This is a genomic window from Catellatospora aurea (genome assembly GCF_042663325.1).
Taxonomy (GTDB): Bacteria; Actinomycetota; Actinomycetes; order Mycobacteriales; family Micromonosporaceae; genus Catellatospora; species Catellatospora aurea.
The window spans coordinates 19,837-32,170 of the sequence record NZ_JBHTAC010000071.1; the positions used below are offsets into that span (position 1 = coordinate 19,837).

General features: G+C 73.5%; 11 protein-coding genes. 5 read left to right on the forward strand and 6 right to left on the reverse strand.

The annotated features are described in order from the left end of the window. Positions 1 to 10 precede the first annotated feature (10 nt). The 3 genes from ACFQO7_RS36420 to ACFQO7_RS36430 all read left to right on the forward strand — a co-directional run bounded on the left by ACFQO7_RS36420 (position 11) and on the right by ACFQO7_RS36430 (position 3,906). A complete protein-coding gene (locus ACFQO7_RS36420) occupies positions 11 to 1,531 on the forward strand; it encodes a beta-N-acetylhexosaminidase (RefSeq protein WP_376810666.1) in 1,521 nt (506 codons plus the stop codon). A gap of 122 nt (positions 1,532 to 1,653) precedes the next feature. Further along, positions 1,654 to 2,697, forward strand: a complete 1,044-nt coding sequence (locus ACFQO7_RS36425; protein ID WP_376810667.1) for a zinc-dependent alcohol dehydrogenase family protein — start codon at positions 1,654 to 1,656, stop codon at positions 2,695 to 2,697. A 33-nt stretch (positions 2,698 to 2,730) separates the two neighbouring features. Further along, positions 2,731 to 3,906: a cytochrome P450 gene (locus ACFQO7_RS36430; protein ID WP_376810668.1), complete on the forward strand. Its 1,176-nt coding sequence runs from the start codon at positions 2,731 to 2,733 to the stop codon at positions 3,904 to 3,906. Between the two features lie 82 nt (positions 3,907 to 3,988). On the opposite strand, the gene bioD is transcribed toward ACFQO7_RS36430, so the two are convergent. Together bioD and ACFQO7_RS36440 are read right to left on the reverse strand one after the other, a co-directional pair. Then, the gene (bioD, locus tag ACFQO7_RS36435) at positions 3,989 to 4,702 is read right to left on the reverse strand and encodes a dethiobiotin synthase (RefSeq protein WP_376810675.1); all 714 of its coding nucleotides are present in this window, start codon (positions 4,700 to 4,702) and stop codon (positions 3,989 to 3,991) included. Between the two features lie 17 nt (positions 4,703 to 4,719). After that, positions 4,720 to 5,856 carry an 8-amino-7-oxononanoate synthase gene (locus ACFQO7_RS36440; protein WP_376810669.1) on the reverse strand — a complete coding sequence of 379 codons (1,137 nt, stop codon included), beginning with the start codon at positions 5,854 to 5,856 and terminating at the stop codon, positions 4,720 to 4,722. A gap of 73 nt (positions 5,857 to 5,929) precedes the next feature. Between ACFQO7_RS36440 and bioB the strand changes: the two genes are divergently transcribed. Both bioB and bsaP read left to right on the forward strand, forming a co-directional pair. Beyond that, positions 5,930 to 6,937 carry a biotin synthase BioB gene (gene bioB, locus ACFQO7_RS36445; RefSeq protein WP_361057075.1) on the forward strand — a complete coding sequence of 336 codons (1,008 nt, stop codon included), beginning with the start codon at positions 5,930 to 5,932 and terminating at the stop codon, positions 6,935 to 6,937. Beyond that, positions 6,934 to 7,134 (forward strand): biotin synthase auxiliary protein BsaP, encoded by a 201-nt coding sequence (gene bsaP / locus ACFQO7_RS36450; RefSeq protein ID WP_376810670.1) that lies wholly within the window; start codon positions 6,934 to 6,936, stop codon positions 7,132 to 7,134. The genes bioB and bsaP overlap by 4 nt, the downstream gene beginning before the upstream one ends. 73 nt (positions 7,135 to 7,207) lie before the next feature. Here the strand turns inward: bsaP and ACFQO7_RS36455 are convergent, their stop codons facing one another. The 4 genes from ACFQO7_RS36455 to ACFQO7_RS36470 all read right to left on the reverse strand — a co-directional run bounded on the left by ACFQO7_RS36455 (position 7,208) and on the right by ACFQO7_RS36470 (position 11,883). Beyond that, the gene (locus tag ACFQO7_RS36455; RefSeq protein WP_376810671.1) at positions 7,208 to 8,149 is read right to left on the reverse strand and encodes a polysaccharide deacetylase family protein; all 942 of its coding nucleotides are present in this window, start codon (positions 8,147 to 8,149) and stop codon (positions 7,208 to 7,210) included. A gap of 197 nt (positions 8,150 to 8,346) precedes the next feature. After that, a complete protein-coding gene (locus ACFQO7_RS36460) occupies positions 8,347 to 9,756 on the reverse strand; it encodes a nitric oxide synthase oxygenase (protein WP_376810672.1) in 1,410 nt (469 codons plus the stop codon). 132 nt (positions 9,757 to 9,888) lie between these two features. Further along, the gene (locus ACFQO7_RS36465; RefSeq protein WP_376810673.1) at positions 9,889 to 10,938 is read right to left on the reverse strand and encodes a GNAT family N-acetyltransferase; all 1,050 of its coding nucleotides are present in this window, start codon (positions 10,936 to 10,938) and stop codon (positions 9,889 to 9,891) included. Positions 10,939 to 11,091: 153 nt separating this feature from the next. Beyond that, the gene (locus ACFQO7_RS36470) at positions 11,092 to 11,883 is read right to left on the reverse strand and encodes an ACT domain-containing protein (RefSeq protein WP_376810674.1); all 792 of its coding nucleotides are present in this window, start codon (positions 11,881 to 11,883) and stop codon (positions 11,092 to 11,094) included. Between the last annotated feature and the right edge of the window lie 451 nt (positions 11,884 to 12,334).

A 12,334-nucleotide genomic window follows, 5' to 3' on the forward strand; every position in this document is an offset into this window, starting at 1 on the left:
AGGAGCCGCCGTGCTGATCCCGCAACCCGTCTCGTACGCACCGGCCGAGGGACGGCTGACGCTCACCCCGCGGACCGCGGTCAGCGCCCCGGCCGAGATCGCCGCCCTGCTCCGGGAACTGATCGGCCCGGCCACCGGACTGCCGCTGGCCGACGGCGGCGCTGACGCCGAGCTGGTCTTCGCCCTCGACGACACGTCCGGGCTCGGTGCGGAGGGCTACCGGCTCACCGTCGACGGCGCGGGCGCGCGGGCCGTCGCGGGCACGCTCACCGGGCTGCGCTGGGCCGTGCAGGCGCTGCGCCAGCTGCTGCCCCCGCAGGCGTACGCCGCCACACCCGTCACCGGGACCGACTGGACCCTGCCGTGCGTCGCGATCGAGGACCGGCCCCGGTACCCGTGGCGCGGCATCATGGTCGACGTCGGCCGGTGGTACCAGCCGGTGTCGTGGCTGCGCACCGTGGTCGACCTGCTCGCCCTGCACCGCATGAACACGCTGCACCTGCACCTCACCGAGGACCAGGGCTGGCGGTTCGAGGTGAAGAGCCACCCGCGGCTGACCGAGGTCGGCGCGTGGCGGCGGGAGTCGCCGATCGGCCACGAGAACATCAAGCAGGCCGACCGCACCCCGCACGGCGGCTTCTACACCCAGGACGAGCTGCGCGAGCTGGTCGCGTACGCGGCCCGGCGCGGGGTCACCGTCGTGCCCGAGATCGACCTGCCCGGACACACCACCGCGGCCATCGCCGCCTACCCGCAACTGGGCAACAACCCTGGGACGCAGCTGGCCACGGGCACCCGCTGGGGCATCTACGACACCGTGCTCAACTGCGACGACGCCACCGTGCGCGTGATGAAGGACGTGCTGGACGAGCTGGTCGACGTCTTCCCGTCCCCGCTGATCCACCTGGGCGGCGACGAGGTGCCGCCCACGGAGTGGTCGGCGAACCCGGGCGCGCAGGCGCGGATGAAGGAACTCGGGCTGACCGACCCGGAGGACCTGCTCGGCTGGTGGATCTCCGAACTGTCCGCGCACCTGCGCGAGCACGGCCGCCGGGTGGTCGTCTGGGACGAGCTGGTCGGCCGGGGCGCGCCCGCCGAGGCCGTGGTCATGGCCTGGCGGCACCAGGAGAAGGTCGACGAGGCGATCCGGGCCGGGCACGACGTCGTCGCCACCCCGTGCGAGCACGTCTACCTCGACTACTACGAGTCCGACGCGCCCGGCGAGCCGGTGGGCATCGGCGGGCTGCTGCCGCTGGAGAAGGTGTACGCCTACCAGCCCGAACCCGGCGAACCGCCGGCCGGCGACAACCGGGTGCTCGGCGTGCAGGGCAACCTGTGGGGCGAGTACCTGCCGACGGTCGGGCGGGCCGCGTACAACCTGCTGCCGCGGATGTCCGCGGTCGCCGAGACGGGCTGGGGCACCCGCACCGAGCTGGGCGACTTCCGGCAGCGGCTGGACGTGATGCTGGCCCGCTTCGACGCGCTCGGTGTCGCGTACCGCCGCCCGGAGCCCTACCCGGCTGCCGAGTAGCGGCGGCCGGACGCGCGCCATGATCCGTGTGCGTTCCGGACCTACCCGCGCCCCGGGCCGCGACGTAGTGTGCTGGTGATCGTGGCCGGAGCTCCGGTCGCGGCCCGGTGGGAGGGGAACACGTGCGCGCGGTCGCCTACGACGGTTTCGGACAGCGGCCTGACGTGCGTGAGCTGCCCGAACCGGTCGCGCCGCCGCACGGCTGCGTGATCAAGGTCGAGGCGACCGGTCTGTGCCGCAGCGACTGGCACGGCTGGATGGGCCACGACCCCGACATCGCCGCGTTCCCGCACGTGCCGGGCCACGAGCTGGCCGGGACCGTGCACGCGGTCGGCGCGGACGTCACCGGCTGGCAGGTCGGCGACCGGGTGACCGTGCCGTTCGTCTGCGGCTGCGGCGGTTGCGAGCCGTGCCGGCGCGGCGCGCCGCAGGTCTGCGAGTTTCAGACCCAGCCCGGGTTCACCCACCGCGGCTCGTTCGCCGAGTACGTCGCGATCGACCACGCCGACCTCAACCTCGTCGGCCTGCCCGAGCAGCTGTCGTACGCCGCCGCGGCCGCGCTGGGCTGCCGGTTCGCCACCGCGTACCGGGCGGTGGTCGCGCAGGGGCGGGTCGCCTCCGGTGAGTGGGTCGCCGTGTACGGCTGCGGCGGCGTCGGGCTGTCGGCCGTGATGATCGCCGCCGCGTACGGCGCGCGGGTCGTCGCCGTCGACGTCTCCGGCGGCGCGCTCGACCTCGCCCGCGAGCACGGAGCCGTGGCCTGCGTGAACAGCCGGGAGACCGATCCGGTCGCGGCGGTGCGCGAGCTGACCGGCGGCGGGGCGCACCTCACCCTCGACGCGCTGGGCAGCCCGGCGACCTGCGCCGCGGCCGTCCTGAGCCTGCGCCGCAGCGGCCGCCACGTGCAGGTCGGGCTGCTCCCGCACGGCGCGCCCGAGCTGCCGATGGGCCGGGTCATCGGCTGGGAGCTGGAGATCCTGGGCAGCCACGGCATGGCCGCCGCCGACTACCCGCCGATGCTCGACCTCGTGGTGTCCGGGCGGCTGCGCCCCGACGCGCTGGTCACCCGCACCATCGGGCTCGACGCGGTGCCCGCCGCGCTGACCGCGATGGGCGACGCGCCCCCGACGGGTATCACCGTCATCACCCCGCAAGCCCTTGGCTGAACGCTGCCTCACTTCGCCTTGTACGGTGTCCGAGTGCTGTTCCGTACCTGGGACCAGCCTTTCGACAACGACGGGCGGGCCGAAGCGACCGTCGAGGTGACCGACCACGTCGGCGTCCCCCACGTCGTCGTCAGCGAACACCGGCTCGTCCGGCGGGTGCTGGCCGACCCGGACACCTTCCGGCCGGACAACGCCCTCGACGCGGTCAGCCCGATGCCGGTCAGCGCCCTGCGCGTGCTCGCCTCGTACGGCTTCAAGCTGCCCGCCACGCTGGCCAACAACGGCGGCGTCTCCCACCCCGCGATCCGCGAGATCACCGCGCAGGCCCTGCACCCGGCCCGGGTCGAGGCGCTGCGGCCCTGGCTGACCGGCCTGGTGCGCCGCCGCGTCGCCGGGCTGGCCGCGCGGCTGCGCGCCGGAGAGCCCGTCGACCTGTACGCCGATCTCGCCGCCGACCTGCCCCTGCTGGTGCTGGCGAAACTCGTCGAGCTGCCCGCGGCTGACGCAGCCGTGGTCAAGGAGTTCTCCCGGGCCGCGCTGGAACTGTTCTGGGCACCGCTCGACTCGCCCCGGCAGCTCGCGCTGGCCGAGACCGTCGGCCGGTTCCACACGGTGCTGCGCGACTTCGCGGCGACCGCCGGCGGCATGGTCGGTGAGCTGCGCGCCCATACCGCTGCGGCGGGCCTGCCGAAGGACACCCCGGTCGGGGCGCTGTTCTTCCTGCTCGTGGCCGGTCAGGAGACCACGTCGCAGTTCCTCACCCTGCTGCTGCACCGGCTGACCGGCGAACCCGCGGTGCTGGACGGGCTGGCCCGGGGCACCGTCGGCGTGGACGACGTGGTCGAGGAGGGCCTGCGGCTGGTCCCGCCGATCCCCACCTGGCGACGGGTGGCGGCCCGGGACACCGACCTCGACGGCTTCCCGGTGCGGCGGGGCGCGAGCATCGTGCTGTGGCTCGCCCGCGCCGGGCTCACGGCCGCCGAGAACCCGCACGACTTCGTACCCGGCCAGCGCGGCTCCCGCCGCCACCTGGCCTTCGGCGCGGGAGCACACCGCTGCGTCGGGGCGCAACTGTCCCGCATGGAAGCCGCCGTCGTCGTCGCCGAAACCGCCCCCCTGCTCCGCGACGCCGAGATCCTCCGCGGCCCCTGGTGCCCCGACAACCTCAGCTTCCGCATACCCGACACCTTCACCATCCGCCACCCCTGACCCCCCACCTGCCGCAACTCTTAAAGAGACGCGGCTTCGGACCCGCTGCCAGGCCGCGACTCTTTAAGAGTTGCGGCGGGGGTCAGTCCTCGTCCGGCTCGGCGAGGGTGCGGGGGTCGTCGCAGTCGCCGTACAGGGCGGGGCTGAGCCAGCCGGGGGCGCTGCGGCGGAAGACGCCGGGTTCGATGTCGCCCGCGCCCTCGGGGATCAGCCCGTCGAGGTCTTCGGGCAGGTCGGACAGATTGGCGTAGTGGACCAGTTCGGGGCGGCCGGGCCAGGAGCCGAGCACGACGCGGCCGGCGATGTCGCGGCGGGCCATCGCCTCCAGGGTCAGCGCGGTGTGGTTGAGGGTGCCGAGACCGGCGCGCGCGACCACGACCGCGGGCGCGGACAGCGCCACCGCGAGGTCGGCCAGCGACCAGGCCGCGCCGCCGGGGTGCAGGCCCATCGGCACCAGCAGCCCGCCCGCGCCCTCGACCAGGGTCAGCTCGTGCTCGGCCGCGATGGCCTTGACCTGGTCGATGATCGCGAACATGTCCAGCGGCGGCAGGCCGGCGACCCGGGCGGCGGCGGTCGGCGCGAGCGGGTCCGGGTATTCGGCGAGGGTGACCGTGGTGGCGGGGGCGGCCAGCCGGGCCACGACCGCCATGTCGGGCACCTCGCCGTAGGAGGGGTCGATGCCGGTCTGGGCGGGTTTGACCACCGCGGTGCGTACCCCCGAAGCGGTTGCCGCGGCCGCGATCGCGGCCGTCGTGATGGTCTTGCCCACCCCGGTGTCCGTGCCTGTGATCAGCACGATCCCCGTCAGCGCCGTCACGGCCGCACCTCCACGATGATCTCCAAAGCCCGCGCGAAGTCGTCGGCGGGAACGCCTGCGTTGACCGTCAGCCGCAGCCGGGACCGGCTGTCCGGGGTGGACGGTGGGCGGAAGCACCCTACCGCCACGCCCTTGTCGCGGCACGCCCCGGCCCAGGCCCAGGCCTGCTCGGCCGACGGCGCCTCGACCGACACCACGCCGCCCGCCGGGTCGGTGACCGCCAGCCCCGCTGCCCGGAACGTGTCACGGATCGCGGCCGCGCGTTCGCGCAGCACCGCGCGCAGCGGCTCGCCGTCGCGGGCGAGGTCGAGCGCCGCGGTGACCCCGGCGGCGATCGCGGGCGGCAGCGCGGTGTCGAAGATGAAGGTGCGGCCGGTGTCGACCAGGTGCCGGACCAGCGCGGCGGGCCCGGCGACCACGCCGCCCGCCCCACCGAGCGCCTTGGACAGGGTCGCGGTGACGATCACGTCGGGCTGCCCGGCGATCCCGGCCGCGACCACGCCGCCGGAGCCGGCGGGCCCGACCACGCCGAGCCCGTGCGCGTCGTCGACCAGCAGCAACGCCCCGTGCGCACGGGCGGCGGCGTGCAGCTCGGCCAGCCGAGCGAGGTCGCCGTCGACGGAGAACACCGACTCGGTGAGCACCACCGCCGGCCGGCCGGGGTGGGCGGCGAGCAGCCGGGCCGCGTCGGCCGGGTCGCCGTGGGCGAATGTCACCGTCTCCGCCCCGGCCAGCCGGCAGCCGTCGATCAGCGAGGCGTGGTTGTGGGCGTCGGACACCAGCAGCGTGTTCGGGCCGCACAGGGCCCGGATCGCACCCAGGTTGGCGAGGTAGCCGCTGGAGTAGACCAGCGCCTGCTCGGTGCCCAGCCACGAGGCGAGCGCCGCCTCCAGCGCGCTGTGCACGTCGGTGCTGCCGCGCACCAGGCGGGAGCCGGTCGCGCCGAGGCCGTACTCGTCCAGCGCGGCCACCGCCGCGGCCCGCACCCGCGGGTGGCGGGCCAGGCCGAGGTAGTCGTTGCCGGCGAGGTCGACGAGCGCGTCGTCACCGGCGCGCGGACGCAGTTCCCGGCGCAGCCCGGCGCGTTCGCGCAGGTCGGCCTTGCGCCGTAGCGTCGCCAGCCAGTCGCCCATGATTCAACCCATCCATGTCTGAAGTCACTCGGCCTTTGGCCGACCCGAACAGGCCGCGTTGTAGGGTACGCCCATGTCGACCAGCTCAGTATCGGTACTCGACCGCGCCCGCACCCGTGTCCTCGCCGAGGGACTCGGCCTCGAGGAGGCCGACATCCTCGAGGTGCTCCGGCTGCCCGACGAGGACATCCCCGCCGCGCTCCAGCTGGCCCACGAGGTGCGCATGCGCTGGTGCGGCCCCGAGGTCGAGGTCGAGGGCATCGTGTCGCTCAAGACCGGCGGCTGCCCCGAGGACTGCCACTTCTGCTCCCAGTCCGGGCTGTTCTCCTCCCCGGTGCGCTCGGTGTGGCTGGACATCCCGTCGCTGGTCAAGGCCGCCGAGCAGACCGCGGCCACCGGCGCGAGCGAGTTCTGCATCGTCGCGGCCGTCCGCGGCCCGGACGCCAAGCTCATGCAGCAGATGCGCGACGGCGTGAAGGCGATCAAGGAGGCCGTCGACATCAACGTCGCGGCGAGCCTGGGCATGCTGAGCCAGGAGCAGGTCGACGACCTGGTGGACATGGGTGTGCACCGCTACAACCACAACCTGGAGACCTGCCGGTCGTACTTCCCGAACGTGGTCACCACGCACTCGTGGGAGGAGCGCTGGAGCACCCTGAAGATGGTGCGCGACTCCGGCATGGAGGTCTGCTGCGGCGGCATCATCGGCCTCGGTGAGACCCTGGAGCAGCGCGCCGAGTTCGCGGCGCAGCTCGCCGAGCTGGAGCCGGACGAGGTCCCGCTGAACTTCCTCAACCCGCGGCCGGGCACGCCGCTGGGCGACCAGCCGGTGATGGACCCCAAGGACGCGCTGCGGGCCATCGCCGCGTTCCGGCTCGCGCTGCCGCGCACCATCCTGCGGTACGCGGGCGGGCGCGAGATCACCCTGGGCGACCTGGGCACCCGCGAGGGCCTGCTGGGCGGCATCAACGCGGTGATCGTCGGCAACTACCTGACCACCCTGGGCCGTCCCGCGACCTCGGACCTTGAGCTGCTGGCCGAGCTCAAGATGCCGGTCAAGGCGCTGTCCGCGACGCTGTGAGGCCGGCCGTGGAGACGACGTACTGCGACCGCTGCGGCGAACCGGCCGCCGGCGTGTCGCACGAGGGCTGCCTGGCGGCCCGTGAGCTGGAGCCGCCGCGCTTCTGCGGACACTGCCGCCGCCGGATGAAGGTGCAGGTCGTGCCCGCCGGCTGGACCGCCACCTGCGTCGAGCACGGCACGCTGACCGGCCACTGAGCACCTGACACGACGAACGGCGTCCCGCCGGGGACGCCGTTCGTCGTGTGAGCGCGGTGCGCGCCGGGGCTCGTCAGGGCAGCGGGGTCGCCGGAGCCGGGGACGGCGGCGGGTCCGGTGCGTCCGGCAGCGCGATCAGTGTGAAGCGGGCCTTCAGCCAGGGCAGCAGCGTCCGGTACGCCACGATGGTGTCGGGTTTGCCGTTGTCGTGCGACAGCACGATCGAGCCGGGCCGCACGTCGCGCTCCACCGCCGCGATGATGTGGTTCACCATCGCCGTGCCCTTGCCGAACTTGGCGCTCTCCCAGTCCCGGGGGTCCACGTGCCAGTAGATCGACTTCATGCCCAGGTCGGAGGCGATCTTCACCAGCTTGGTGGTGAAGTTGCCGCCGGGGGCGCGGAAGTAGGCGACCCGGGCGCCGGGCGGGGCCGCCCGCAGGATCATCTTGTTGGTGTTCTCCAGGTCCTTGCGGATGTACGCGTCATCCCGCTTGGCCAGGTCGAACAGGTGCTGCCAGGAGTGATTGCACAGGGTGTGGCCCTCCGCCGCGATCCGGGCGATCAGCCCCGGGTTGTCCCGGGCCCGGAATCCGACGACGCAGAAGGTCGCCTTCACCCCGCACTGCTGCAGCGCGTCGAGGATCTTCGGCGTGTTGACCGGGTCCGGCCCGTCGTCGAAGGTCAGCGCCACCGCGGGCGAGCCGGTCTTCACCAGCGAGCCGCCGGGTCCGGCGCCGCTCGCGGCGGGCTTGGTCTGCGCGATCTTGCCCGTGCAGCTGATCGGCTTGCCCACCGTCGGCTTCGGCTTGGCCGGGCTCGCGGAAGGCTGGACCGGCGTCGGCGTCGGTGAGCTGCTCGGCTCCACGAAGGTCGGCGTCGGGGCCGCCGTCGGCGTCACCGCGGGGGCGGGCGTCGGGATCGGCAGAGTGCCACCGGCCGATGGTTCCGAGGGGGAGCCGCAGGCGGCTAGCGCGACCATGACGAGCGCAGCCGTGACCGCGATGCGTCGTTGCATGCGAACTCCTGAGGGGGCGGGGGTTCAGCGTGCCCCGACCATAGTCCAATCTCTGCCCCGAATGCAGCCTTCCTCAAGATCGATATCCGGACGTTGCTCGCCCGGGGTCCGCCGGCCGGCGCCCTAGCCGATCCGAGCCTGCCCCGCCAGCGAGGTTCATCACGCCTGTCGACAGAAACCGCAGGTCAGCAGTTGGTTCAGCCGAGTAGGCGGCGGAGTCCCCGCTTGCGGGCGGGCACCGGCTCGGCGGTGATCGGCGCGGACGCGGGTCCGGCCGGGATCGGGATGGTCGACTCCGCGTCGGCGTACGCCGCGAGCGGGTCGGTGTCCGGGGCAAACTCCTGGTCGGCGGGCAGCGGCTCCGGCTCCGCGCTCGGCCTCGGGCCGGTCCGGCCGGTGATCGGGCAGACCGCGGCCGCCGGGTCGACGGCGGTACGCGGTTCCGGTGAGGTGCGCTGCGCCGGCACGGACACCTGCGGCAGCCCGGTCAGCGACAGCTGCTGCGCGGAGCGGTCGAGGTAGAAGTTCGGCCGCTGGTCGGCCTCGGTGTAGTAGCGGTGGAACACCGGGGTCAGCCCGCCGGAGATCGGCGGCACGATCCAGGTCCAGTCCGCGGGGGTGGCCCGGCCCGCCCGGCGCTCGCGCTCGACGTGGGTCAGAAACAGGCGCGACTCGCTGTGGTGGTCGGTGACGCGGACCCCGGCGCGCTCGAAGGACCACAGCACGGCGCGGTTCAGCTCCACCAGTGCACGGTCCCGCCACAGCGTGGACTCGCTGCTGGTGTCCAGGCCCAGCCGCGCCGCGACCACCGGGATCTGGTTGTAGCGGTGCGCGTCGGCGAGGTTGCGGGCCCCGATCTCGGTGCCCATGTACCAGCCGGAGAACGGCGCGAGCGGGTAGTCCACCCCGCCGATCGACAGCCGCATGTTGGCGATCGCGGGCACCGCGTGCCAGCGCAGGCCGAGCTCGGCGAACCAGCCGTACTCCGGGTGGGCCAGCGGCACCTCCATGACCGCCGACTCGGGCAGCTCGTAGAGCCGGGGCTCGCCGTCGCCCGTCTGCAGCACCAGCGGCAGCAGGTCGAACGCGCTGCCCTTGCCGGTCCAGCCGAGCCGGGTGACGGCCGAGGTGAACTGCTCGTACTGCGGATCGCCGGTCATGCCGTCGCCACTGCGGTATCCGGCGTACCGGATGAGCTGGTCGTTCCACAGCCGGGTGACCGGGCGGCCCGGCACCGCCTGCCCGAAGATCGAGATGACCCCGCGCAGCTTGCCGCGGTTGTGCCCCTCCCCGGTCGCCGTGTGCAGGTGGCTGACCAGGTCGTCGAAGATCTGGTCGGGCGCGCGGTGCTGCCGCCGGTCGAGCACGGTCAGGCTGCGCCAGTACACCCGGCCGATGCACCGGCTGGCGTTGCGCCACGCCATGCGGGCCCCGTGCACCAGCTCGGCGTGGGTGTGGGTGTACGTCCCCAGCGCGGCGATCTGCTCACGCACCACGGCCAGCCGCGGCTCCACCGGGCCGAGCTTGGGCAGCTCGGTGTAGCAGGCACGCAGGAACTCCTCGGCCTCGGCGAAGTCGACCGGCCGATCCGGGTCCCACTCGGTCAATGGAGCGTCACGGTATCCCGCCGGAGGTATGTGAGAGGACGTCATGAGTGAAATGGTTGACCGACCGCCAACATAGCCATCGCACAATGTGTGCGACCGCCTACCAACGGTGGAGCCGGATCACTCCCCTGGTCACACGGGTGCGCGCAGCTCCGACACCGCGATGGTGGCGCTGATGAGGGTGCCGTCGCGGTCCGTGCGGGCCGGCAGCGGCAGCCGCTTCATAGTGCGCAGCATCGCGTCGTTGTCGCAGTGCGTGTGCAGCGTGACCGAGCGGAAGCCGGCCGGGCCCGCCAGCGTCAGCAGCCGCCGCAGCAGCGCCGTGCCGATGCCCCGCCGCTGCCAGCCGTCCTCGACCAGCAGCGCCACCTCGGCGGTCTCCCCCTCGCCGATCAGGTTGGCCACGGCCACGATGCGGCTGCCCGCGGTGCCCGCAACCGTAGTCTCCGCGACCAGCGTGCAGCCGCGGGCCGGGGTCAGCAGCCGCGACAGCCTGCCTCGGCTCGGGCCGCGGGTCCCGGCGAGGTAGCGCATGAACAGGCTGCGGTCGCCGCACCGCGTGTGCATGTCGTCGACGGCCGACACGTCCGCCGAACCGGCCGGGCGGAACGCGACCTCGGTGCCGTCGGGCAGCAGCGCGACCGCGCTGGCCAGCCGCCGGGTCAGCGCCGCGCGGGCGACCTCGACCAGCGCCTGCGCGCGGGCGAACTCGGCCGGGGTGAAGGCCGGGGCGAGCCGGGTCACCACCAGCACACCGTTGTCGGTGAACGGATCCGCCAGCCGCATCGTGGTGTCGGCGTGGCCGGTGACGGTCGCGCCGCCCTGCTCCCGCCGCACCAGGCTGCCGCCGAGCAGACTGGACAGCGCGCCGTGCAGGCCGTCGGGGTCGGCCGCGAGCCGAGCGGCCAGGGTCAGCGCCTGCGTGGGCGGGTCGATCAGGCCGTACACGTCGGTGCGGCTGACCCAGGCGTCGCGCCCCCGGCCGCGTTCGATGGCGGCGACCAGCTCGTCCTCGGAGAGCGCGTCGGGCGCGTCGACCAGGAAGTCGTCGACGGCTCCTTCCTCGGTCGTGTGCACCTGCACCGCGAGGATGTTGACCGATCGCAGGGCGAGACTCGCCGTCAGCACCGCCAGGAACCCAGGACGATCGTCGACGGTCGCCCTCACTCGCCACAACGCCATGACCTGCTCCGTTTCCTGCCAGTGGACGCTCCTCCATGATGAGGGCGGTCACCGACAGGACTCAGCGTGCGCCTGCCGTGTTTCGCAGCGGTTACACGGCCTTGTCAAGATCTTGCTATGCCCGAGGTCACACGGCAGGCGAAAACGCTGAGGTCAGACCGCTGAAGCAGGCTCCTCCGAGGAGCGCTGCCCCGCCCGCGGGGCGGGGGTCTTCACCGCGTCGAGCCGGTCGCCGACGATCGCCGCAGCGGCGCGCACCAGCTGCGCCACCCGGTCGACCTCGGTCGCGTGGAACGCCGCCACCGGCAGCTCCGCATCCGCCGACCGTGCCACCACCAGCACCAGTCCCGCGCGCCCGAACGGCGCGAGCGCGTACCGCGTGCCGTCGGCGCCGGTGACCGAGCGTGCCCGCAGCGGCGTCACCTCGGGCAGCAGGAGCTGCTCCGGCGCACGCCAGCTCGCGTACACGACCGGCGGCTCGGGACGCTTGCGCATCGCGCCCAGCACGGCCATGTCGTCGGCCCCGTGGCGCACGTCGATGCCCACCGACCCGCGCGCAGCCCAGTCGGCGGGCACCCGCAGCGCCAGCGCCCAGTCCGCCGCCAGCAGCGCCGGCACCGTGTCCACCAGCGTGGCCAGGCCCTCGTTCGGGTTCGACGCGACCTGCGTGAGCAGCTCCGCGTCGAAGGCCCCGGCGACGGGCGCGCCGATCGCCCGCCAGATCCCGTCGACCCGCACGCCCGGCATCGCACTCAGCCCCGCGCGCAGCCGCTCCACCCCGGCCCCACCGGGCCACACCACGGTGAAGTCGTCGATCGCCCGGCCGCCGAGCCGTTCCAGCACCACGACCTGGACGATGTCCGCGCCGGCCACGCCCAGAGTCCGGGCCACCTGCCCCAGCGATCCGGGACGATCGGGCAGGGCGACTCTGACCCTCAGCAGCATGGCGGCTCCTCTCCACGACGGCACGCGGGCTGGTGCCGGATCTCTGTCCGACCTTGCCCTATTACCGTTTCGTACGCATTGCGGCGCCGTATCCGCGGGAGACAATCTCCACCGCACACCCGCAGGTCAGCGCCCGTCTACACCGGTTCAGCGCCGCCATTGCCGCCACCGGGACCCACCCATGATCGCTGATCACGGGCAAATAGTGCGGTAACACCACACCCATGGCCACGCAAACAACGATCAAACTGAATGCAACCTACGGCCCGACATGGGCCGGACCCATATCCTCCACGCCCGCCCGGACCCCCGTCAACGCGTGTCCACCACGCGGACGACGAATGAATTCGCACCGCGCCCGCCGAGGTGCTGTACCACCGAGGGCCGCGCCCACCACGCGTTCGGCCGCCGGCGTCACGCGCCACCAAGGAGGTAAGCGAAGCGAAGCCGA

Excerpts from the sequence above, each read along its gene's own strand:
- ACFQO7_RS36440 (WP_376810669.1), bottom strand. The coding sequence starts at position 5,856 with ATGGGCGACTGGCTGGCGACGCTACGGCGCAAGGCCGACCTGCGCGAA.
- ACFQO7_RS36455 (WP_376810671.1), bottom strand. The coding sequence starts at position 8,149 with ATGCAACGACGCATCGCGGTCACGGCTGCGCTCGTCATGGTCGCGCTA.
- bioB (WP_361057075.1), top strand. The coding sequence starts at position 5,930 with ATGTCGACCAGCTCAGTATCGGTACTCGACCGCGCCCGCACCCGTGTC.
- ACFQO7_RS36470 (WP_376810674.1), bottom strand. The coding sequence starts at position 11,883 with ATGCTGCTGAGGGTCAGAGTCGCCCTGCCCGATCGTCCCGGATCGCTG.
- ACFQO7_RS36465 (WP_376810673.1), bottom strand. The coding sequence starts at position 10,938 with ATGGCGTTGTGGCGAGTGAGGGCGACCGTCGACGATCGTCCTGGGTTC.